This window comes from Nocardioides sp. (genome assembly GCF_041600255.1).
Lineage (GTDB): Bacteria > Actinomycetota > Actinomycetes > Propionibacteriales > Nocardioidaceae > Nocardioides.
This window is the reverse complement of record NZ_JBFIKK010000031.1, coordinates 1-21001: the sequence shown is the minus strand read 5'-3', so window position 1 is coordinate 21001 and position 21001 is coordinate 1. Positions and strand designations below refer to the sequence as shown.

The 21001-nt window shown below is 71.5% G+C and carries 19 protein-coding genes and 1 tRNA gene; 11 read left to right on the top strand and 9 right to left on the bottom strand.

Annotated features, from left to right (window positions below):
* Positions 1-11: 11 nt before the first annotated feature.
* Entirely contained in the window at positions 12-1244 is a 1233-nt protein-coding gene (gene glp, locus ABZE72_RS05895; RefSeq protein ID WP_372728094.1) for a gephyrin-like molybdotransferase Glp, read from the bottom strand.
* The gene (locus ABZE72_RS05890; protein WP_372728093.1) at positions 1237-2628 is read right to left on the bottom strand and encodes a UTP--glucose-1-phosphate uridylyltransferase; all 1392 of its coding nucleotides are present in this window, start codon (positions 2626-2628) and stop codon (positions 1237-1239) included. Before ABZE72_RS05890 ends, glp begins: the two co-directional genes overlap by 8 nt.
* A 23-nt stretch (positions 2629-2651) precedes the next feature.
* Between ABZE72_RS05890 and ABZE72_RS05885 the strand changes: the two genes are divergently transcribed.
* Complete coding sequence (locus ABZE72_RS05885) at positions 2652-3272, top strand: 5-formyltetrahydrofolate cyclo-ligase (RefSeq protein ID WP_372728092.1); 621 nt, start codon at positions 2652-2654, stop codon at positions 3270-3272.
* Here the strand turns inward: ABZE72_RS05885 and ABZE72_RS05880 are convergent.
* Positions 3244-5859 carry a penicillin acylase family protein gene (locus ABZE72_RS05880; RefSeq protein ID WP_372728091.1) on the bottom strand — a complete coding sequence of 872 codons (2616 nt, stop codon included), beginning with the start codon at positions 5857-5859 and terminating at the stop codon, positions 3244-3246. The two genes, ABZE72_RS05885 and ABZE72_RS05880, sit on opposite strands and share 29 nt — an antisense overlap.
* Before the next feature lie 100 nt (positions 5860-5959).
* Here ABZE72_RS05880 and ABZE72_RS05875 point away from each other — a divergent pair, with 100 nt between their 5' ends.
* From ABZE72_RS05875 to ABZE72_RS05865, 3 genes are all read left to right on the top strand, one after another.
* Positions 5960-6280, top strand: a complete 321-nt coding sequence (locus ABZE72_RS05875; protein ID WP_372728090.1) for an FmdB family zinc ribbon protein — start codon at positions 5960-5962, stop codon at positions 6278-6280.
* Positions 6281-6340: 60 nt separating this feature from the next.
* Positions 6341-6973 carry an SAF domain-containing protein gene (locus tag ABZE72_RS05870; RefSeq protein ID WP_372728089.1) on the top strand — a complete coding sequence of 211 codons (633 nt, stop codon included), beginning with the start codon at positions 6341-6343 and terminating at the stop codon, positions 6971-6973.
* Positions 6974-7034: 61 nt separating this feature from the next.
* Positions 7035-7382, top strand: coding sequence for an MscL family protein (locus ABZE72_RS05865; protein ID WP_372728088.1), 348 nt, complete (start codon positions 7035-7037; stop codon positions 7380-7382).
* A gap of 102 nt (positions 7383-7484) precedes the next feature.
* Here ABZE72_RS05865 and ABZE72_RS05860 read toward each other — a convergent pair whose 3' ends face one another.
* Both ABZE72_RS05860 and ABZE72_RS05855 read right to left on the bottom strand, forming a co-directional pair.
* A complete protein-coding gene (locus ABZE72_RS05860) occupies positions 7485-7685 on the bottom strand; it encodes a hypothetical protein (protein ID WP_372728087.1) in 201 nt (66 codons plus the stop codon).
* Positions 7678-8916, bottom strand: coding sequence for an LCP family protein (locus ABZE72_RS05855; RefSeq protein WP_372728086.1), 1239 nt, complete (start codon positions 8914-8916; stop codon positions 7678-7680). The genes ABZE72_RS05860 and ABZE72_RS05855 overlap by 8 nt, the downstream gene beginning before the upstream one ends.
* 131 nt (positions 8917-9047) lie before the next feature.
* On the opposite strand from ABZE72_RS05855, the gene ABZE72_RS05850 reads away from it, so the two are divergent.
* Positions 9048-10421, top strand: a complete 1374-nt coding sequence (locus ABZE72_RS05850) for a hypothetical protein (RefSeq protein ID WP_372728085.1) — start codon at positions 9048-9050, stop codon at positions 10419-10421.
* Positions 10422-10433: 12 nt separating this feature from the next.
* Here the strand turns inward: ABZE72_RS05850 and ABZE72_RS05845 are convergent, their stop codons facing one another.
* Together ABZE72_RS05845 and ABZE72_RS05840 are read right to left on the bottom strand one after the other, a co-directional pair.
* The gene (locus ABZE72_RS05845; protein ID WP_372728084.1) at positions 10434-11732 is read right to left on the bottom strand and encodes a putative glycoside hydrolase; all 1299 of its coding nucleotides are present in this window, start codon (positions 11730-11732) and stop codon (positions 10434-10436) included.
* Positions 11733-11968: 236 nt separating this feature from the next.
* A complete protein-coding gene (locus tag ABZE72_RS05840; RefSeq protein WP_372728083.1) occupies positions 11969-13288 on the bottom strand; it encodes a putative glycoside hydrolase in 1320 nt (439 codons plus the stop codon).
* Between the two features lie 396 nt (positions 13289-13684).
* On the opposite strand from ABZE72_RS05840, the gene ABZE72_RS05835 reads away from it, so the two are divergent.
* Positions 13685-13757, top strand: a tRNA-Arg gene (locus tag ABZE72_RS05835).
* A gap of 8 nt (positions 13758-13765) precedes the next feature.
* Here the strand turns inward: ABZE72_RS05835 and ABZE72_RS05830 are convergent.
* A complete protein-coding gene (locus tag ABZE72_RS05830) occupies positions 13766-14950 on the bottom strand; it encodes a trans-acting enoyl reductase family protein (protein WP_372728082.1) in 1185 nt (394 codons plus the stop codon).
* A 69-nt stretch (positions 14951-15019) separates the two neighbouring features.
* On the opposite strand from ABZE72_RS05830, the gene ABZE72_RS05825 reads away from it, so the two are divergent.
* Both ABZE72_RS05825 and ABZE72_RS05820 read left to right on the top strand, forming a co-directional pair.
* Positions 15020-15289 carry a DUF2277 domain-containing protein gene (locus ABZE72_RS05825; protein ID WP_372728081.1) on the top strand — a complete coding sequence of 90 codons (270 nt, stop codon included), beginning with the start codon at positions 15020-15022 and terminating at the stop codon, positions 15287-15289.
* On the top strand, positions 15286-16128 hold the full coding sequence (locus ABZE72_RS05820; protein ID WP_372728080.1) for an NAD-dependent protein deacetylase: 843 nt from the start codon (positions 15286-15288) through the stop codon (positions 16126-16128). Before ABZE72_RS05825 ends, ABZE72_RS05820 begins: the two co-directional genes overlap by 4 nt.
* Before the next feature lie 79 nt (positions 16129-16207).
* Here ABZE72_RS05820 and ABZE72_RS05815 read toward each other — a convergent pair whose 3' ends face one another.
* The gene (locus tag ABZE72_RS05815) at positions 16208-16894 is read right to left on the bottom strand and encodes a metal-dependent transcriptional regulator (protein WP_372728079.1); all 687 of its coding nucleotides are present in this window, start codon (positions 16892-16894) and stop codon (positions 16208-16210) included.
* Between the two features lie 80 nt (positions 16895-16974).
* Between ABZE72_RS05815 and ABZE72_RS05810 the strand changes: the two genes are divergently transcribed.
* The 3 genes from ABZE72_RS05810 to ABZE72_RS05800 all read left to right on the top strand — a co-directional run bounded on the left by ABZE72_RS05810 (position 16975) and on the right by ABZE72_RS05800 (position 20831).
* Entirely contained in the window at positions 16975-18357 is a 1383-nt protein-coding gene (locus ABZE72_RS05810; protein WP_372728078.1) for a deoxyribodipyrimidine photo-lyase, read from the top strand.
* On the top strand, positions 18354-19130 hold the full coding sequence (locus ABZE72_RS05805) for a hypothetical protein (protein WP_372728077.1): 777 nt from the start codon (positions 18354-18356) through the stop codon (positions 19128-19130). Before ABZE72_RS05810 ends, ABZE72_RS05805 begins: the two co-directional genes overlap by 4 nt.
* A gap of 69 nt (positions 19131-19199) precedes the next feature.
* Positions 19200-20831: a glycoside hydrolase family 13 protein gene (locus tag ABZE72_RS05800; protein WP_372728076.1), complete on the top strand. Its 1632-nt coding sequence runs from the start codon at positions 19200-19202 to the stop codon at positions 20829-20831.
* The last annotated feature ends 170 nt before the right edge of the window (positions 20832-21001 follow it).

The following is a 21001-nucleotide window of genomic DNA, read 5'->3' as shown; positions in this document are numbered from 1 at the left end:
TGAGGCTTGGGTCAGAAGTCCGTGTCCAGCAGCAGCACCTGCACCTGCTCGCCGGCGGGCAGGAAGGTGACCTCCTCGGGCACCACGACCAGCGCGTTCGACGAGGCCAGGTCGCCGATCAGGTGGGAGCCGTGGCCGCCCACCGGGGCGACGTACGGGCCGCCGTTGTCGCGGGCGTACTCCCCGCGGACGAACTGACGCCGACCGGCGGGCGAGGAGATGCCGTGGGTGAGCCGGGCCCGGGTGGTCGGGCGAGAGTACGGCGCCTTGCCCATCAGCTTGCGGATCGCGGGCAGCACGAACGTCTGGAAGGAGACGTACGACGAGACCGGGTTGCCGGGCAGCGTGAAGATCGGGGTGTTCTCCTCCCCCACCAGTCCGAACCCCTGCGGCTTGCCCGGCTGCATCGCGACGGGACCGAACCAGACGCTGCCGAGCGGGGCGAGCGCCTCCTTGACCACGTCGAAGTCGCCCTGCGAGACGCCGCCGCTGGTGACCACGATGTCGGCCCGGACCAGCTGGTCGGTGAGCGCGTCGAGGAACGCCCGCGGCTCGTCGGGCACGATCCCGACCCGGTACGCCAAGGCACCGGCCTGCCGGGCGGCGGCGGCGAGCAGGTAGGAGTTGCCGTCGTAGATCGAGTCGTGGCCGAGCTGGGTGCCCGGCTCGCGCAGCTCGGACCCGGTGGACAGGATGACCACCCTCGGCCGCGGGCGGGAGCGGACCGAGGCCCGGCCGACCGACGCCAGCAGCCCGAGGTGGCGCGGGCCCAGGACCGTGCCGCGCTCGAGGACGAGGTCGCCCTCGGCGACGTCCTCCCCGGCCCGGCGGATGTGCTGGCCCTCGCTGGGGGCCCGGGTGATCCGGACGCGGGCCACCCCCCGATCGGTCCACTCGTACGGCACGACGCTGTCGGCTCCCCTGGGCAGCCGACCGCCGGTCATGATCTTGACCGCCGTGCCCGGCGACATCGCCAGCAGCCGCGCCTGTCCGGCACCGATCTCACCGACCACAGGCAGGTGGACCGGCGCTTCGTCGGAGGCGCTCGCCACGTCGGGTTGGCAGACGGCGTAGCCGTCCATCGCGGAGTTGTCGAACGACGGCAGCGGCAGCGGGGCGACCACGTCCTCGGCGGCCGCGAGCCCCAAGGTCTCCATCAGCGGCTGCGGGAAGTCGGGCAACGGCTCGATCGCCGCGAGGATCCGTTCCAGGTGCTGGTCGACGGAGGTCAGGCCGTCAGCCATCCGAGGCCCCGGACGACAGCACGGTGCCGGGGGCGATGCGCTGGGCCGACGACGCCTCGAGGGCCACGTCACCCTTGACCGACACGTCCGCGCCGAAGGTCCAGTCGCCCTTGACCGTCAGCGAGGTGGCCTCCTTGAGTGACGGCGCACCCGAGGGCAGCCGCTTGTCGAACTCACCGACGAGCTGGAAGAATCGGCTGTCGAGGTCCACGAAGGGCAGCTGCTCGGAGGTCTGCCGGAGCGTGAAGTCCGGGCGCATCTCGTAGACGTCGGAGCGCAGCACGAGCAGGTCGTTCGTGGTCTTCACCGGCACGAAGCGGTCCCGCCCGACCTCGATCAGGCGCGCTCCCTCGAACACCTCGATCGCCGCGCCCATCGCGGTCTCGACCTGGATCACCTCGGGGGTGGACGGGTCGCCCGGGTCGACGTTCTTCACGTTGCGGATCAGCGGCAGACCGAGGATGCCGTCGCGCAGGTCGAGCTCCCGCTTCAGGGCGTCGAGGTCGATCCACAGGTTGTTGGTGGAGCTGTACCGGTGTCGGTCGAGGTCGGCCAGGGCCGCCTTGTCCTCGTCCCGGGTCTGGGCGGTCTCGCGCAGCACGAGTCGACCGTCGGTGCGGCGGCGGGCGAAGTGGCCCCCCTTGCGGTCCGAGGCGGTGCGCCGCACCGCCTCGATCGCGAACGGCGCCCCCGACGCGGCGAACCAGCCGGCCACCCGGGCGTCCGGTACGGCCCCGAGGTTGTCGGAGTTGGAGACGAAGATCCGTCGGTAGCCCTGCTCGATGAGCTGCTCGAGCAGGCCGGTGCCGCGCAGGGCGGTGTACACGTCACCATGACCGGGCGGGCACCACTCCAGGTCCGGGTCCTTGGGCCAGGAGACCGGGGAGAGGTCCTTGGCCAGCAGCCGCGGCTCCTTGTTCTGCAGGAACTCCAGCGGCAACCCCTGGACCGGCAGGTCGGTGTAGCGGGCCAGGGCCTCCATGGTGTCGGCGGAGGTCCGGAAGCTGTTCATGAAGATCAGCGGCAGCTCGACTCCGTACTGCTGGCGCAGCTGCAGCGCCTGCCGAGCGATGATGTCGAGGAACGACAGGCCGCGTCGCACGCACAGCAGCGACTTGGCGCGGTCCATCCCCATCGAGGTGCCGAGTCCACCGTTGAGCTTGATCACCGCGGTGCCGCGGATCGCCTCGGCCGCGACCTCCTCGGAGACCTCGACGTCGGCCAGCGACTCCATCTCCACCGGCTCGATCGACGACTCGGGGATCATCCCGGTCTCGCCGTGCTCCAGCAGCCGGTAGTAGTGCGCGAACGTCTCGATCGCGATCTCGTCCACGCCTGCGGCGACCATCTTGTCGCGCGCCCTGTTCAACCCAGCACTACCCATACCCACGATCGTAGGCTTGCCCGGTGGCCCCCTCGCAAGAACCCTCCTCCCCGGATCCGGCAGCGGCCGCCAAGGTCGCCCTGCGCGACCAGCTGCTGACCGCACGGCACCGGCTGACGCTGGTCGAGATCGGGGAGAGCGCGCGAAGGATCGCGGCCCACCTGCTCGCCGCGGACGAGGTACGTCGGGCGGCCACCGTCGCGGCGTACGTCTCGGTCGGCACCGAGCCCGGCACCGGGGAGCTGCTCGACGAGCTGACCGGCGCCGGAGCCCGAGTGCTCCTGCCTCGGCTGCTCAGCGACGACGACCTCGACTGGGCTGTGCACCGTGGGTCGGACCACCTGGTCCCCGCCCGCCGCGGCCTCCTCGAGCCGGACGGCCCGTCGCTGGGCCCGGACGCGATCGCGAGCGCCGACGTGGTGCTGCTCCCGGGGCTCGCGGTCTCCCCGCAGGGGTGGCGGCTCGGGCGTGGCGGCGGCTCCTACGACCGGGCGCTCGCCCGGGTACCGATCGGCACCTTCACCTGCGTGCTGCTCTACGACGACGAGCTCGACCGCGAGGTGCCGGTGCAGCCGCACGACCGGCGGGTGAGCGCGGCCGTCAGCCCGTCCGGGCTCAGGCGGTGGGCGCCGGGACCAGGGTGAGCGAGTCGCGCCCCTGCGCCTCCACGGCAGCCCGGGTGAACACCCACGGCAGCGTCTCGCCCTCGGCCCAGAGCTCGGTCTGGTCGGTGTAGTGCGGGCTGCGCGGGTGCCCGGAGACGCCGGTGAGGTTGATCCAGCGGCTCTGGTCGAGGTCGGCCAGGGAGACCACCATCCGCATCGAGGGTGCGCTGGTGACCTCGTAGCCCACGGCAGCGTCCCAGGCGGTCGCGTTGACCGCCGCCGTGCTGCCGCCGACCTCCCAGCTGCCGCTGTTGACCAGCCACTCCACCGGCCCGACGCCGGACCGGCCCAGGGTGGCCGAGGTCAGCTCGAGTCGGTGCAGCCGGCCCCAGCTCCAGGAGTAGGGGTCGAGCGACTGCCGCTCGGTCAGCTCGTCGCGGGCCGCCAGCAGGGCCGAGCGCAGGATGTCGTCGCGGGTCTCGACGACGTCGTCGGTCGTCCGGTCGTCCCACCACGAGCCGGACGGACGCGCGAGCAGGTGGTCGACCACGGAGAACCAGCGCGCTCCCCCGTCCGGCCAGGTCTCCTCGGGCAGCTCGTCGTGGAAGGTCAGCCGCAGCAGGTTGCTCCACACCACGTTGAAGTAGGCCGCAGCCGGGGTGTCGGACCGCTGGTGGAAGTCCCAGCTCCGCAGGAGTCGCTGCCCGGCGGACGGGTAGCCCGAGGGCAGGTCGATGTCGAGCAGGTACGGCGTGAGGCGGGCGGCGAGCGGGTGGCGGGCGTCGAGCTGGAGCTGGAGCATCTCGGCGAGGGACAGCTCCCCCTCGCGGGCGATCACCTCCCGGATCCGGCTGGAGCGGTAGCCGCGGTCCCAGTCGTCGGTCAGCGGGTAGGCGTAGTCGGGGCCGACCACGGCCTGGTTGGCCGCCACGATGAACCCCTCCTCGGGGTCGAGCTCGTGCGGCAGCGCCTCGAAGGGGATGTACTCGCCGGTCCAGTCGTTCTCCGGCAGCCAGCCCGCCGCCGGGAGACGACCGTCGTTGCCCGACTTGCGGATCGGGATGCGTCCGGGCGCCTGGTAGCCGATGTGGCCGGCGCGGTCGGCGTACACGAGGTTCTGGGCGGGGACGGCGAACGAGGAGGCGGCGGCCCGGAAGGAGTCCCAGTCGGTCGCGGCGTTGAGCTCCAGGATGACGTCGGCCGTCGGGGCGGGGTGCAACGCGGTCCACTCCAGGGCGACCGCGTAGCCACCGGCGACCTCTCCGACGTCCCCGGCCCGCTCGGAGACGTCCGAGATGATCGGGCCGTGCCGGGTCGAGCGGACGGTGAGCGTCTCGTCCTCCTCGCCGAGCACCTTGATCGTCTCGGTGCGGACGGTGAGCGGACGCAGCCGGCCGTCGTAGCGCCACTGGTCGCCCACCACCTGCTCCAGGTAGAGGTCGGTGACGTCGGGGCCGAGGTTCGTGAGACCCCAGGCGATCTCCGCGTTGTGCCCGATCACGACGCCGGGCATCCCGGAGAACGTGAAGCCGGCGACCTCCAGCGGGCAGCTCTCGCTGACCTCGCGGCAGTGCAGGCCCATCTGCATCCACACCCCCGGCAGGGAGGTGGACAGGTGCGGGTCGTTGGCGAGCAGGGGCGCGCCGGTCGCGGAGTGGGCGCCGTCGACGACCCAGCTGTTGCTCCCGACGTCGGAGCCGCGGCCGAGCAGCACGGGCATCGCATCGAGCCCCGCCCGCAGGTCCCGGAGCAGGCGGCGCTGGCCCGCGTCGTACGCCGGGCGTTGCGGGTTGCGGGTCGCCCCGGCGGTGGCGCCCGGCTCGTAGACCCCGTCCACGACGGCGCCGTTGCGGACGATCGGGGCGTGCTCGAGGTAGGCGTAGTCGGGGTAGAGCTCGGCCACCTCGTCGGGCGTGTGCTCGGCCAACGCCAGCGCCCGGTCGATCTCGTCGTCCATGTTGCCGCGCAGGTCCCACGCCATCGCCTTGAGCCAGGCCAGCGAGTCGACCGGGGTCCACGGCTCGGGCCGGTAGGAGAGCCCACCGAGGCCGAGCAGCGTGTACTCGAGCGCCACCTGGCTCGGGCTGTGCGTGGCGAGGTAGGCGTTGACGCCCGCCGCGTAGGCGTCGAGCGCCTCCCGGGTCTCCGGCTTGACCAGCGCGAGCTCCTGCTCGGCGACCCGGCGCCAGCCCATGGTGCGGACGAACCGGTCGTTGTCGAGAGCATCGGGGCCGAACAGCTCGGCGAGCCGACCGGCCGTGGCATGCCGGCGCACGTCCATCTCGAAGAAGCGCTCCTGGGCGTGCACGAAGCCCTGGGCCAGCATCAGGTCCGCCAGCGAGTCGGCGTAGAGCTGCGGGATGCCGTGTTCGTCGCGGACCACCTCGACGGACCCCTGGAGCCCGGCCACCTCGAGGGTGCCCGCGGTCTGGGGGAAGGGGCGCCGGACCACGACGGTCACGGTCGCGGCACCGGCGAGCAGGACCAAGACCAGCGCCACCGCGACGTACGTCGTCAGGCGGGCCAGCCGCGGCCAGCGCCGGAAGGCCTGCCATCCGCCACGCAGGTCGGGGCCCGGGAAACGCCGGGTCGGGCCGGAGGGTGGCTGCGCGGGCTCGTCGGTCATCGGGCCCCATTGTGCCGTACCATGGGCACTCATCCGCGACGAGTGAGAACCCCTGGTCGTGGACCTTTTTCGCCCCCGAGTCCATCGAGGAACCTGAACCGTGCCGACCTACCAGTACGCGTGCACCGAGTGTGGGCACGCCTTCGAGCAGTTCCAGAGCTTCTCCGACGACGCACTCGTGCACTGCCCCGAGTGCAACGGCCGCCTGCGCAAGATCTTCAACGCGGTGGGGGTCGTGTTCAAGGGATCCGGCTTCTACCGGACCGACAGCCGCGGCAAGAGCTCGGCGAGCGAGGCCGGCAGCACCGCCGGCAGCGGCACGTCGTCCGGCAGCGGCACCTCGGAGACCAAGGCCCCGGCAGCGAGTACGCCGGCCGCGTCCAGCAGCTCGACCAGCTCGACCAGCTCCGGCAGCGACTGACTCCCCTGCTCCCTGTGGAGAGCCCGGGCGCGCCCGGGAGATGGCTCCTAGCGTCGGGACATGCCTGATCTCCGCGACCGCCTCGACCGACTGACCCGCCCCCTGCGACGTGCCGTGCTCAGACGCCGTCGCCTCCTCGCCGCCGTGCTCGCCGCGGTGACGGTCGGCTCCGGCCTGCAGGTCGCCGCCGGCCCCGCTCCCCGCGGCGTCCCGGTGCTGGTCGCGGCTCGCGACCTGCCCGGTGGGCAGCTCGTCGCTCCCGACGACCTGCAGGAGGTGGAGTTCCGCGCGGAGTCGGTGCCCGGTGGGCTGGCGCCCGACCCGGTCGGGCGGGTGCTGGCGGGGCCGATGCGGCGCGGAGAGCCCCTGACCGACGTACGACTGGTCGGGCCGGGCCTGACCGCCGGTCACGCCGGACTCGTCGCCCTGCCCGTCCGACTCCCCGACGCCGCGATGGTGGAACTGCTCCGGGTGGGTGACCGGATCGACCTGCTGGCGACCGATCCCCGGGGTGCGCAGGCCGAGGTGGTGGCCCGCGACCTCCCCGTGCTGGCCCTGCCCGAGCGGGCCGGTGCTGGCGGCGTCGACACCCTGGCGGGGCGGATCGTGGTGCTCGGCGCCACGGACTCCGCGACGACCGCGATCGCCGCTGCAGCGGTCAAGACGGTCCTCACGGTCTCGTTCTCACGCTAGGTTCGAGATGTAAGGACCACTCGGGTGGTACTGGCACCAGCGGAAAAGAGGAGAGACCCGCATGAACGGATTCAAGAACTTCCTGCTCCGGGGCAACGTCGTCGACCTGGCCGTGGCGGTCATCATCGCCACGTCGTTCGGCGCCGTGGTCACCACGTTCACCAACTGGCTCACCGCCCAGATGCCCAGCGCCCTGGACGATGTGTTCTCCAACGAGGTCAACTCGTTCGGCGCGTTCATGAACGCAGTGATTGCGTTCGTCATCCTGGCGGCGGTCGTGTACTTCCTGGTCGTCGTTCCCTACGTCAAGGCCAAGGAGAAGTACTTCCCGAGCCCGCCCCCGGGAACCCCGGAGGACATCACGCTGCTCAAGGAGATCCGCGACCTGCTCTCCGCCCGCACCGCCTGAGTCACCTGCACCCTCTCCCCCTCTCCCCCCGCTCCTGACCCGTCCGGACCTCGTCCGGGCGGGTCGGTGGCATTTCAGGGGCTCGGAGGGCCGGACCCGGAGTCAGCCGTGGTGCGGGGGGACCTGGGCGCGCAGCCACGCGTCGGTGGCGTCCTCGGCCGGGGGGACGTCGCCGCGCTCGTCGCTGGTGGTCTCGGGCAGCACGTCGCCGAAGACCGCGGCCAGGCGCCGCTTGCGCTGCCAGGCCGTCTCGGCGGTCGGGGTCCCGGGTGCGGCTGCCTCGTCGCGCGACTGCTCAGGCACACAGACCTGCCTGGGCGAGAGCCTCCGCGTCCGCCGTGCTCGGACCCTTGCCGGGCGACTTCGTCGGGCTGCCCGACGGGCGCGGCGAGGGACTGCGCGTCGAGCCGGGCACCTGTCCGGCGCTGATCACGTCGTCGACGATCCGGCTGGTCAGCGGCTCGTCACGGGCGATCTTCTTCCACACCTTGGCGGCGTCCGACGTCCAGACGAGCTTGTTGGGGTCGTTGGGGTCGACCTGGTTGGGGATCGTCAGGAACTGGATGTTGTCCAGCCCGATGTCCTGGAACTGGTAGCCCAGCTTGGCGATCTTGACGATGTTCTCGAGCTCCGGGTCCACGGTCAGGGACTTGGTGGCCGAGTCGAGGAAACGGATCAGGTGGTCCGGTCGCGCCAGCGTGCCCGCCGTGACGACCGAGTGCGCCATCGAGGCGATGAAGGCCTGCTGCCGCTTCATCCGACCGATGTCCGAACCGCCCGAGACGGCGTACCGCTCCCGGACGTAGTTGAGCGCCTCCTGGCCCTCGAGCTTGCGGGTGCCCGCCTCGAGGTAGATGCCGTGGGCCCGGTCGTCGATGGTCTCCGGGATGCAGACCTCGACACCGCCGATCGCGTCGACCATCCCCTTGAAGCCCTCGAAGTCGACCACGACGAAGTGGTCGACCAGGACCCCGGTGAGCTGTTCGAACTGCTGGATCGTGCAGGCCGGGCCACCGATCGAGAAGGCGCCGTTCCACATCGTGTACGTCGCGCCCGGCAGGGTCTCCCCGTCGGCGTTGGTGCAGTCCGGCCGGTCGACCATCGAGTCGCGCGGGATGCTGATCCCGTAGGCGCGACTGCGGTCGGCGGAGACGTGCAACAGGATCGTGGTGTCCGAGCGCTCGCCGCCACCGGTCAGACCGTCGATGTTGTTGCCCTCGCCCTCGCGGGTGTCGGACCCCATCACCAGGACGTTGAGCGGCTCCTGCGGCCCGGAGACCGCGAACTTGTCGGGCCGGTCCTCGAGCTGGTCGACCAGGTCGACCACGTTGAGGTTGGCGTTGAGGTGGCGGTACAGGAACACCACCGAGAGGCCGGTGACCATGGCCAGCACCACGACGGCGGCGAGCACGACCTTGCCGACGGTGTGGCGCTTGCTGCTGGCTGCCCGGCGCTTCGGGGCGCGCGGATCCGGCTGGGCACTCAGCTGCTCAGGACCGGACACCACGGACACCTTCGGATCGGGGGCGCGCACGACGACGCACCTCAGGCGAATCTACGCGACGACTCCACATTCTCCCGCGCGACGGCCGCAACCGACAAACCCACGACCTGCCCCCCGGTGGGCACGCCCTAACCTGAGCCGCATGGACACGTGGAGGAGGCATGGCTGAGACGCCGTTGACCTCCCTGAGGTTCCGCAGGACCCACCGGTTCCGGCCGGTTCAGCTGGTCGCCGACGGGTTCGAGGTGGACACCTCGGCCACCACGAACCGGCAGGGGCTGCACGTCCTGGCCGACTCCCCACCCGCGCCGTACGTCGCGATCGAGCTCACCGTGACCGGCACCGAGGGCCCGGTCTGCGCTGGCCTGGTCTGCTCGGGCCCGGTCTGCTCGGGCGTGGTCGCCGAGGACCAGCACGTCCTGGTCACCTGGGACCCGGCGAGCTCGCGGATCTCGATCTCGGTCCGCCGAGCCGGGCGCACCCGGGTGCTGCGGCGCCGCAAGGTGGCCCTGACCGCGCCCTTCGGTCTGGCCTTCGCCCTGTGCGAGAACCAGGTGACCGCGTTGGTGGACACCGGTTCGGGCTGGCACCCGGTCGTCTCCGAACGCGGCAGGGTGGCGGCCCTGCTCGACCTGCGCGACGAGGTCACCCTGGCCGAGCACACCTACGCGTGGGGTGGCACCGACGTCGAGCCCTCCAGCGTCCGGGCCGGGCTCTTCGGGATGGTCGGGCTGCGCGACCCGCACCTGGTGCAGCACGCCGACGGCTCGCCGTACCTCCTCGACGGCCGGTTGTGGTTCACCTGGACCTGTGCCGGCCTCGGCTTCTTCCAGCAGGCGCACTGGTCGGTCTGGTCGATGGATCCGGCGGACCCGGCCGGGATGCGCCTGGAGTCGCACCTGTTCAGCCGGCGCGACGGCCTCGTCCTCGGTGACCACGCCGGTCAACTGGTCCGCGACGGCGAGCGCTGGCTCCTCGCCACCAGCTCGTGGGGCGACTTCGAGCCGGGCTCCATCCACGTGCGGCACACCGAGTCGGGCGAGGACCTGCTGCACGGCGTGCACGTGCTCGACACGGTCCGCACTCCCCTGCCGACGACGTACGGCACCTGGGACCCGGCCCTGACCCGGGTGGACGGCACCTGGCACGTCGCCTACGTCGAGAGCCCCTCGCAGCGGCCCTTCCGCTTCCGGCCGGCGTTGGCCGCGACCACGGCGGACACCTGGCACACAGCACTGACCGAGGTCGCCCGGCTGGGCAACCTCGGTCAGTGTGAGGGGCCGATCATGGTGAGGACCGGGGGAGGGACATGGCTGCTGACCAGCGACGGGCAGCGACACGTCTACGCGATCTTCGACCTGACCGGCAGTCAGGTGGGTCAGCTGGACGCGCCGTACGTCACCAACATCCCGCACCCCCAACTGGTTCCTGATCCGGCGGGGGGCTGGATGCTGGTGACGTTCGACGGCACTGGCTTCGAGCGGTCACTGCTGGGGTACGGCGGTCACGGCGACGTGGTCGTCATGCATTCCTGACCCCGGGGTGGGTCACTTGCGGAGGATCTCGCCGCTCATCGGTGCGAGCGTGACCCGGTCGGTGCTGCGACCGCCGAGGGTGCGGTACGAGGCACCCAGCTCGACCGTCTGGCTCTCCCGCGTGGGGTTCACCAGCACGACACCGTCGGTGTAGTTGCGGCGGTGGACGCCGGAGCTCCCGACCACGAACCGGTCACCGGCGGGGTCGCCGATCTCGACCGTGGGCGTGGGGATCCAGTGGTTGGTCCAGTCCTCCTCGGGCACGAAGATGCTCGAGCCGGTCCGGCCGTTCCAGGTCAGCAGCCAGGTCGCACGGTGGTAGATCTGCGCGGCGGTGTCGTCCAGGGTGCTGTAGGTGATGGCGAGCAGCGGCACGTTGCGGTCGGCGCACCACTCGGCCATCCGCATCTTCCACTCCCAGTCGGCGCCGTGGAAGCGGTCGCGCTTGCTCAGGCCCCACTTGACGAAGTACTCGTTCTCCCAGCCGGAGACGTAGCGGGTCCAGTCCGTCAGCGTGCTGTGCCAGTTGTCCCACTCGATGGTGACGTTCGGGACCGCCATGTAGCCCTTGCGCTTGATCCGGACGGCGACCTTCTTGAGGAACCTCTCGGTGGCGTTGTACATCGCCCGGTCGGTGGGGATCTGGCGCGGCACCTTGTTGCCGACGGTGTCGTGCGAGAGGTACGTCAGCACGTCGTCCATCATCACGCCGTCCCAGTCGTGGCGACGGAGCTCGCGCAGCACGTTCCGGCCCCAGTGCCTCTGGTAGCCGCGCTTCTTGATGTTCATCGGGTAGAGGCCGGCCCAGTCGGACCACTCGATGATCTTGTTGTCGTTGTCGCGCAGGAACCAGCGGGGCCGGTGCTTCATGGCCCAGTGATAGCCGACCCCGGTCGGGAGGATGTCGTTGTCGACGGTGCAGGCGTCGTTCTTGCAGGCCCGCTTCACGGTGGCGGACACGTCCTTGTACATCAGGACCTTGACGTCCGGGTTGTCCTTCTTCATCTGCGGGATCCGGTCGTACTCCCACGGGTTGATCACGACGTAGTTGCCCTTGCCGGCCTCGGGCGTGGAGTCGATGTCGCCCCAGTCCAGCGCGAGGACACCGGCGGACTTGTTGACACCGGGGGCGGCGGCACTGCTCGACTGCGGTGTGGCGGCGACAGGAGCGGCGGCGGCCTGGGCGGAGGAGGTGGCGCCCGAGACAGCGGTGACCGACAGGACGGCGAGGAGGGGAGCGGCGAAGAGCGCCTTGCGGAGAGCGGCGGTCCAGCCCTGTTCCGGGCGCACTGATCCACGGATCGAGGTCATCGGATTTCTCGTTTCAGGGGGGGATCGGGGGGGTCGCTGGTCACCAAGGTCATCGGCCCCGACCCGGGGCGCCCTTGAGGATTTCTTGCAGTTCGGTCGCTCCGGGCGGGGAATGCGCCCCCCTGACCTCCGTGAGTGACCCGATCGGGTCACCCGGCGATCGCCGATCGGACCCAAGGTTCAGACTTCAACGACCACGCTGGACGCGCAGTGCGCTGCGCGGGGTTCGGAAGGACTTAGGGACGGCGCAGCACGATGCCGCTGCTGGGTCGCAGCCGCACCTTGGTGACGACACGGCCGTTGGCCTTGCGGTACCTGCCGTGCAGGCGCACCACCCTGCGGGCGCCCGTCGGGTTCACCAGGACGACGCCCTCGGTGTAGTTGCGGCGCCACACGCCACGGCGCAGGTGGCGGCGGTCGCCTCTCGGCGTTCCGATCTCGACGGTCGCCCGGGGAATCCAGTGGTCGGTGTGGTCCTCCTCCGGCACGAACATGCTCGAGCCGGTCCGGCCGTTCCAGGTCAACAGCCAGGTCGCACGGTGGAAGTCCTGGGCCGCCCGGTCGGCTTTGGTGCTGTAGGTGACGGCGAGGAGCGGGACGTCCCGCTCGGCACACCAGGCCGACATCAGCATCTTCCAGTTCCAGTCGGCGCCGACGAACCGCGGCGCAGCCCCCAGGCTCCACTTCACGAAGTACTCGTTCTCCCACCCGGTGACGTACCGGGTCCACGCCTCCAGCACGTCGACGTAGTCGTCGTACTGGAAGGCGACGTTGGCGATGACCTCGAAGCCCTCGTCCCGGATCGCCGGCCCCACGGCCGCGAGGAAGGACTCGGTGGCGGCGTACATGGCGGCGTCGTCGGGGATCGTGGGCGAGACCAGGTCGTCGTAGACGTCGTGGCTCAGCGTGGTGAGGACGTCGTCCATGAGCACGCCGTCCCAGCCGTAGGAACGGAGCTCGTGCAGGACGTTGGTGCGCCAGGAGCGCTGGTAGGCCGCGTCGCCGACGTCCATCGGGAAGAGGCCGGGCCAGTCGGACCACTCCAGCTGGCGCCCGCCCCGGTCGCGCAGGAACCACTCGGGGTGGTCCCGCAGCGAGGAGTGGTAGCCCACTCCGGTCGGCAGGAACTCGTTGTCGAGGGTGCAGCTGCCGTCGGGGGCCGTGCGGCAGGCGCGCTTCACGGTCGCGCTGACGTCCTTGTACATCAGGACCCGGATGTCGGGGTTCTTGCGGCGCAGCTCCGGGATCCGGCCGTACTCCCAGGACTGCAGGACGACGTAGTTGCTCAGGTGGGCGTCGGGAGTGGCCTGGATGTCCCCCCAGTTGAGCGCCAGCGTGCCCGCCGAGGCCGAGGGGCGGGTACGGCTGTCGCGGGCGTCCACGTCCCCATCGTGCCGGGTCTGGGAGGCGGCTGCGGACGCGGGCCGGCCATGGGCCGGGTTGTTGCCCAGGACGGCCACCATCGCCGAGATCATCGCGATCACGAGGACGGCGAAGAGCAGGCCGCTGACTCGCGTGAGACCGGGGGGGTGGTCCTGGGGGGAGGACAAACTCACGGGGTCCATTCGTCCATGCCGGGACATACCGACGGAACGGGCGAACGGGCCCACCCTCCCGGCACGTGTGGCCGGGAGCGGGGTCGATCGGGCTAGCCCCTCTGGGCGACCCCCTGGGCCGACCGGGGGTGTCGGGATCCCCGGAGGGTCCGGGCGGTGTCGGGATCCCCGGAGATCCGGGGATCCCTGCGCTTCCAGGCCGTTGCATTGCCCTGGAAGCGCCAGGAACCCTCGAGAAGCAGCCGTTCCGGGGCCCGGCCGTGACCCACCATCGCTCAGCGGCGCCGCTCAGGCCCCACCACCCGGCTGAGGCCGATGCTCACCACGCCGACCTCAATGACAAGATGTTCCGCACCGGATCCACCGGGAGCATCCGCTCCCGGTCGGGCTCGGCCCGCCCCAGTAGCTCAGCGGATAGAGCAGCCGCCTCCTAAGCGAAAGGTCGCAGGTTCGACTCCTGCCTGGGGCACCCGCCGATCAGTCCTGTACGACGTCGAACCTGATCCCGGCCGCCCGCAGCCGCCCGAGCAGGTTGTCCCCCATCGCCTGCGCCGTCGTGACCTGACCCGCGCACGACGGGTTGTCGTCGAACGCCAGCGACAGCGCCGACTCCGCCAGCATCTTCGACGTCTCGCCGTACCCCGGGTCCCCGCCGGACACCCGCGTGTGCACCGTCCGTCCGTCACCCTCGCCGATGAAGTCCACGCTGAACCACGACTTCTCCCGACGCTTGGCGTCCGGGCCGTCGCCCTGCTTGACCTTGCCCAGCAGCAGGTTGCGCAGCGGCTTCACCTGAGCAGCCGTCGCCAGCAGACCCACCCCGGCGGCGCCCCCGGCGGCGTACCGCACCGTCTTCGTGCCCGCGTAGTGCGAGTACCGGAACTCCGGACCGTACGACGCCAGCGCCGCGCCGCTGCGCGCCACCACCGCCGGGTCGATCGTCGGCATCGGCAGCAGGTACCAGCCCAGCACCGGGTCCTTGTGCGGCTTGCCCGCGACGGCTCGCGACGAGCGCCCCTCGGGCCGCTTCTCCGCCCGGCGCCGCTCGGCCGAGGCCTGCTTCATCTGGCGACCGCGCGACATCGCGGTCATCGCCGAGTGGAACGTGCCGCCGGAGAACATCCCGCTGGCCCGTACGACGCCCCGCACGCTGACCGGTCCGCTGGCGGCCAGTTGCTGCACGGTGAACATCGCGCCCAGGTCGTGCGGGATCGAGTCGAAGCCGCACGCGTGCACGATCCGGGCACCGGTGCGCTCGGCGGTGGCGTGGTGCGCGACGTACATCCGGTCCACGAACTCGGGCTCGCCGGTCAGGTCGACGTAGTCGGTGCCCGCCTCGGCGCACGCGGCGACCAGCGGCTCGCCGTACGCCAGGTACGGCCCGACCGTGGTGATCACGACGCGCGCCCGGCCGGCGACATCGGCGATCGAGGAGGCGTCGGAGGTGTCGGCGATCAACAGCTCGAGGTTCGCCAGGTCCGGGTCGATGCCGGCCAGCCTGTCGCGCACGCCCTCGAGCTTGCTCCGGTTGCGGCCGGCGAGCGCCCAGCGCATGCCGGAGGGGGCGTGCTCGGCGAGGTACTCCGCAGTCAGGGCGCCGGTGAAGCCGGTGGCGCCGAAGAGCACGATGTCGAAGTCACGGTCGGTCTTTGCATCAGCCATGCCGCCATCGTCGCACCCCGCCTTCGTGAGCCTGCCTCGGGCTCGGCCGGTCGACGTACGCTCGAGGGCATGTGCCGCAACATCCGACAGCTCCACAACTTCGAGCCGCCCGCGACGAGTGACGAGGTGATGGCGGCAGCGCTGCAGTACGTCCGCAAGGTCAGCGGCAGCACCCGGCCCTCCCAGGCCAACCAGGCCGCGTTCGACCGAGCCGTCCGCGAGATCGCCCACGTCACCCAGCACCTGCTCGACGACCTGGTCACGGCCGCGCCACCCAAGGACCGGGAGACCGAGGCGGAGAAGGCACGAGCTCGAGCGGCCGTCCGTTACGGGCGATGACCAGCACCGCCCCTCCCCCGGCCACCTCGCCGGAGGCGTACGACGCGTCGCTGGCGCTGCTGCGCGATCGGCCGCTGGTGGTGCTGACCGGCGCCGGTCTCAGCACCGACTCCGGCATCCCCGACTACCGCGGGCCGGGGTCGCCGAACCGCACGCCGATGACCTACCAGGAGTTCGTCTCCGGCCCGGAGGCCCGCCAGCGGTACTGGGCGCGCAGCCATCTCGGCTGGAGCCGGATGAGGAGGGCCGAGCCGAACGACGGACACCGGGCGCTGACCACGCTCGACCTCGACCTGCTGATCACCCAGAACGTCGACGGCCTGCACGAGCGCGCCGGCCAGCAGCGTCTGGTCGCGCTGCACGGTCGGATCGCCGACGTCGTCTGCCTGTCGTGTCGTGCCACGACGGCCCGGGCGGCGCTGCACGATCGGCTGAGCGAGGCAAACCCCGGCTATGCCGAGGAGCACGCGGCGGCCGAGACCCGTCCCGACGGCGACGTCGACCTCGACGACACCGCCGGCTTCGTTGTGCCCGACTGCACGGCTTGCGGAGGGCTGCTCAAGCCCGACGTCGTCTTCTTCGGCGAGAACGTCCCTCCCCCGCGGGTGGCGCGCTGCTACGAGGCCGTCGACGCGCTCGCCGACTCCGGGGGCGCGCTGCTGGTGGTGGGCTCCTCGCTCACCGTGATGAGCGGCTTCCGGTTCGTCCGGCGGGCAGCCAAGGCCCGGACCCCGGTGGTGATCGTGAACCGGGGCGCGACCCGGGGCGACGACCTCGCGACGTACGTCGTCCAGCACGGGTGCAGCGAGTTCCTGACCGCGCTGGCGCGCCCGCTGTGACGCGGGGTTGTTGTCGCTGAGGGGCTCGCCTGCGGGTTGTTCAGCGTCAATAACCCCGCGTTACAGCGGGAAAGGGGCGTCAGAGCTTGCGCACGAAGATGTGATCGGCCGCCTCGAGCACGATCTCGGCGGTCTCCCCGCCCGAGCCGACGAGCACGCCGTCCTCGGTGGCGACCACGGTGACGGTCTTGTCCGGCATCGCGCCGACCCGACGCAGCGCGCTCATCAACGCCTCGTCCTTCTGCATCTCCTCCGAGATGCGTCGCACCAGCACCATCGCCCCGGTCTCACCGGCCACCTCGCTCAGCGACACCACACCGTCCATGAAGTCCTCGCCGCGGGCGGTCTCGCCGAGCTCCTCCAACCCCGGGATCGGGTTGCCGTACGGCGACTCGGTGGGGTGGTCGAGCAGCTCCATCAGGCGGCGCTCGACGGTCTCGGACATCACGTGCTCCCAGCGGCACGCCTCCTCGTGGACGAGCTCCCAGTCCAGGCCGATCACGTCGATCAGGAGGCGCTCGGCGAGGCGGTGCTTGCGCATCACCCGGGTGGCCAGGGCCAGGCCCTCGTCGGTGAGCTGCAGGTGACGGTCGCCCTCGACGGTGAGCAGGCCGTCGCGCTCCATCCGGGCCACGGTCTGCGAGACCGTCGGGCCGCTCTGGTGCAGTCGCTCGGCGATCCGGGCACGCAGCGGGATGATCCCCTCCTCGACCAGCTCGAAAATGGTCCGCAGGTACATCTCGGTGGTGTCGATCAGGTCGCTCACCCCGGCATTCTTGCCTATCGCCGGCGACGGGGACACACGACGGTGGGCAGGCGGGGACCGCTCTGGCAGGCTGATCGACGATGCCCTCCGTGATGTGGTTCCGCCGCGACCTCCGCCTCGGCGACAATCCTGCGCTGCTCGAGGCGTGCGCGAGCGAGGCGGTGCTGCCGCTCTTCGTGCTCGATCCCCGGCTGTGGCTCCCGGCCGGACCGTCGCGCCGGGCCCACCTGGTGGCCTCGCTGCGGTCGCTCGACGCGGGCCTGGGCGAGCTGGGCGGGCGACTGCAGGTCGTCGAGGGAGACCCGCGCACCTGCGTGGTCGCCGCCGCCCGTGAGGTGGGGGCCGAGCAGGTGCACGTGGCCGCCGACTTCGGCCCCTACGGCCGCCAGCGCGACCACGACGTCGAGGAGGCGCTGGCCGAGCACGGGATCGGGCTGGTCCGCACCGGGTCGCCGTACGCCGTCGCGCCCGGGCGGGTGACCAGCGGCAGCGGAGATCCGTACAAGGTGTTCACCCCGTTCTCGAAGGCCTGGCTCGACCACGGCTGGCGGGACCCCGTCGAGGCACCGACCTCCGCCTCGTGGCTCACCCTGGCCGACACCGCACTGCTTCTCGAGGACCTGCCCGAGACGGAGGTGCCCGAGGGTGTGCGGCTGCCCGAGGCCGGCGAACCCGCCGCCCGGCGCCGGTGGCAGGAGTTCCTCGACGAGGGCCTCGCGTCGTACGGCGAGGACCGCAACCGGCCCGACCTCGACGGCACGTCACGGATGTCGGTCCACCTGAAGTGGGGCGAGATCCATCCGCGCACGCTGCTCGCCGACCTCTCCGCTCGCCTGGCGGACCCCGAGACCGAGACCGGCGCGAAGACCTACCGCACCGAGCTCGCCTGGCGGGAGTTCTACGCCGACGTCCTCTTCGCCCGTCCGGAGACGGCGCGGGAGTACCTGCGCCCCGAGTTCGCCCGGATGGACTACGACGACCCGTCGGGTCCAGCGGCCGCAGACCTCGAGGCCTGGCGGACCGGGCACACCGGCTTCCCTGTCGTCGACGCCGGGATGCGCCAGCTGCGGGGCACCGGCTGGATGCACAACCGGGTGCGGATGATCGTGGCCAGCTTCCTGGTCAAGGACCTGCACCTGGAGTGGCAGCTGGGCGCCCGGCACTTCATGCACTGGCTGGTGGACGGCGACCTCGCCTCCAACCAGCACGGGTGGCAGTGGACGGCCGGATCCGGCACCGACGCCTCGCCCTTCTTCCGGGTCTTCAACCCGACCGGCCAGGGGCGTCGGTTCGACCCCGACGGCGCCTATGTGCGTCACTGGGTGCCCGAGCTGGCGAACGTCGCCGACGCCCACGACCCGAGCCCCGAGGAGCGGGACGCGGTGGGCTACCCGCCGCCGATCGTGGACCACGCCGAGGAACGCAAGGAAGCCCTGACCAGGTGGGAGAGGATCCGGCGATGAGCGCCACCACCCTGACCGTGCCGCACCGGTTCTGCGGCCCGCCCAGCTCCGGGAACGGCGGGTGGACCGCCGGAGCCCTGGCGGAGCTGGTGGCCGGCGAGGACGAGGAGGCCCGCACCGAGAAGTGGCCGGTGATCTCGGTCGACCTGCGACTGCCGCCGCCCCTGGACACGCCCCTGACGGTGACGACGGACGGCGCGGAGACCGTCGCGTCGTACGACGGTCGCGCCGTGGTCCGCGCCCGGCTGAGCGACGCGGCCCCCATGGTCGTCGAACCGGTCGCGGCGGACGTGGCCCGCGCGGCGCGGGCGCACTACCCGGGCCGTACGGCGCACCCGTTCCCCACCTGCTTCGCCTGCGGCGTGGACCGGGCCGAGGGCGACGGTCTGCGGATCTTCCCGGGGCCGGTCGCCGACCAGGACGGCGCCACCCGGATCGCCTCCACGTGGACCCCCCACGCCAGCACCGGCAAGGACGACCACGTCTGGGTGGACGCCCTCCCCCGCGCCTCGTTGGCCACCACCTGGGCGGCGCTCGACTGCATCGGCGGGTGGGCCGGCGACCTGACCGAACGGATGATGGTGCTGGTCAACATGGCCGCCCGCGTCGACGCGCTGCCGCTGATCGGCGAGGAGCACGTGGTGGTCGGCCTGGCCCGGGGCCGCGAGGGGCGCAAGACCTTCACCGCCTCCTCGCTCTACGACGCCGACGGCCGGATCGTGGCTTCCGCCGAGCACGTGTGGGTGGAGATCGATCCGGCGACCTTCGGCTGACTCGACGACGAGCCGGCCCACCCTTCCGCGAGTTTGACGATGCCGGAGACGACGGGAACCATGGAGACCATGTCTTTGAACGATCCAAACGCGTGGTGGCGCCACGCCGTCTGCTACCAGGTCTACGTCCGCTCCTTCGCGGACTCCGACGGCGACGGCATCGGCGACCTGCCCGGCATCACCGACCGACTGCCCTACCTGCGTGACCTCGGGGTGGACGCGCTGTGGATCACGCCGTTCTACACCTCGCCGCAGAACGACCACGGCTACGACGTGGCCGACTACCGCGACGTCGACCCGCTCTTCGGCTCGCTCGCGGACGCCGACGCCCTGCTGGCCCGCGCCCACGAGCTCGGTCTCAAGGTGATCGTCGACCTGGTCCCGAACCACACCTCCAGCGAGCACCCGTGGTTCCAGGCCGCCCTGGCCGCACCCGCCGGCAGCCCCGAGCGCGCCCGCTACCTGTTCCGGGACGGCCGCGGCGTCGACGGCGCCGAGCCGCCGAACAACTGGGAGTCCGTCTTCGGCGGGCCCGCGTGGACCCGGGTCACCGAGCCCGACGGCACGCCCGGCCAGTGGTACCTCAACCTCTTCGACTCGACCCAGCCCGACCTCGACTGGCGCAACCCCGAGGTCGGCGACATGTTCGAGGGCGTGCTGAGGTTCTGGCTCGACCGCGGCGTGGACGGCTTCCGGGTCGACGTGGCGCACGGCCTCTACAAGGAGGCGACCCTGCGCGACCAGGTCGTCGAGAAGGGCGAGCACGCGAGCACCCACGACATCGCTGCGGCGGAGGAGGTGAGCCACACCGGCGGCACGAGCATGGTCGAGCGCACGATGCGCGACGAGCCGATGTGGGACCAGCCCGAGGTGCACGACGTCTACCGCCGCTGGCACGACGTCCTGGCCGAGTACGACGGCGACCGGATCCTGGTCGCCGAGGCGTGGACCCAGTCCGCGGAGTCGCTGGCGCGCTTCATCCGCCCCGACGAGATGCAGCAGGCCTTCAACTTCTCGTGGCTGCTGGCGGAGTGGTCGGCCGAGGCGTTCACCGAGGTCATCACCAGCACCTTCAGCGCGATGGACCTGGTCGGGGCCACCCCGACCTGGGTGCTGAGCAACCACGACGTGGTCCGCCACGTCACCCGCTACGGCGGCGGTGACGAGGGACTGCAGCGGGCCCGGGCCGCCACCCTGACGATGCTGGGACTGCCCGGGTCGTCGTACCTCTACCAGGGCGAGGAGCTCGGCCTGGAGCAGGTCGACGTGGCGCCGGAGTTCCGTCAGGACCCGTCCTGGTTCCGCACCGGCGAGGTCGGCCGCGACGGCTGCCGGGTGCCGATCCCGTGGGGTGACGCCAAGCCGCCGTACGGCTTCGGCCCGGGGCTCGACCAGCCGTGGATCCCGCAGCCGGACCACTGGGAGTCGATGACGGTCGCCGCCCAGGAGAGCGACCCGGCCTCGACGCTCTCGTTCTACCAGGCGGCTCTCGCGGCCCGCCGCGGCATCGTCGACGCCGGCAACGCGGTGGAGATGGTCGACCTCGGCCCGGACGTCGTCGCGTTCCAGCGCGGTCACCTGACGGTGCTGCTCAACACCGGCAGCACGCCGGTGGCCCTGCCCGAGGGCGAGGTGCTGATCGCCAGCGGTCCGCTGGCCGACGGCTCGCTGCCGGGCGACACCGCGGTGTGGATCGGCTGATCGGCCGCTCGATTCCGCTGTAACGCGGGGTTGTTGTCGCTGAACAAGCCGCCTCAGGGCGCCTCAGCGGCAAGAACACCGCGTTGCAGCGGGGTGCTGGATCCGCTACGCCCCGCCACCGAGCGCCCGGTTGTAGCGACCCAGCTCCCCGACGAAGCCGGAGAGCTGCT

Excerpts from the sequence above, each read along its gene's own strand:
- ABZE72_RS05880 (WP_372728091.1), bottom strand. The coding sequence starts at position 5,859 with ATGACCGACGAGCCCGCGCAGCCACCCTCCGGCCCGACCCGGCGTTTC.
- ABZE72_RS05890 (WP_372728093.1), bottom strand. The coding sequence starts at position 2,628 with ATGGGTAGTGCTGGGTTGAACAGGGCGCGCGACAAGATGGTCGCCGCA.
- ABZE72_RS05810 (WP_372728078.1), top strand. The coding sequence starts at position 16,975 with ATGCCCTCCGTGATGTGGTTCCGCCGCGACCTCCGCCTCGGCGACAAT.
- ABZE72_RS05825 (WP_372728081.1), top strand. The coding sequence starts at position 15,020 with ATGTGCCGCAACATCCGACAGCTCCACAACTTCGAGCCGCCCGCGACG.
- glp (WP_372728094.1), bottom strand. The coding sequence starts at position 1,244 with ATGGCTGACGGCCTGACCTCCGTCGACCAGCACCTGGAACGGATCCTC.
- ABZE72_RS05870 (WP_372728089.1), top strand. The coding sequence starts at position 6,341 with ATGCCTGATCTCCGCGACCGCCTCGACCGACTGACCCGCCCCCTGCGA.
- ABZE72_RS05850 (WP_372728085.1), top strand. The coding sequence starts at position 9,048 with ATGGCTGAGACGCCGTTGACCTCCCTGAGGTTCCGCAGGACCCACCGG.
- ABZE72_RS05865 (WP_372728088.1), top strand. The coding sequence starts at position 7,035 with ATGAACGGATTCAAGAACTTCCTGCTCCGGGGCAACGTCGTCGACCTG.
- ABZE72_RS05805 (WP_372728077.1), top strand. The coding sequence starts at position 18,354 with ATGAGCGCCACCACCCTGACCGTGCCGCACCGGTTCTGCGGCCCGCCC.
- ABZE72_RS05830 (WP_372728082.1), bottom strand. The coding sequence starts at position 14,950 with ATGGCTGATGCAAAGACCGACCGTGACTTCGACATCGTGCTCTTCGGC.
- ABZE72_RS05800 (WP_372728076.1), top strand. The coding sequence starts at position 19,200 with ATGTCTTTGAACGATCCAAACGCGTGGTGGCGCCACGCCGTCTGCTAC.
- ABZE72_RS05845 (WP_372728084.1), bottom strand. The coding sequence starts at position 11,732 with ATGACCTCGATCCGTGGATCAGTGCGCCCGGAACAGGGCTGGACCGCC.
- ABZE72_RS05820 (WP_372728080.1), top strand. The coding sequence starts at position 15,286 with ATGACCAGCACCGCCCCTCCCCCGGCCACCTCGCCGGAGGCGTACGAC.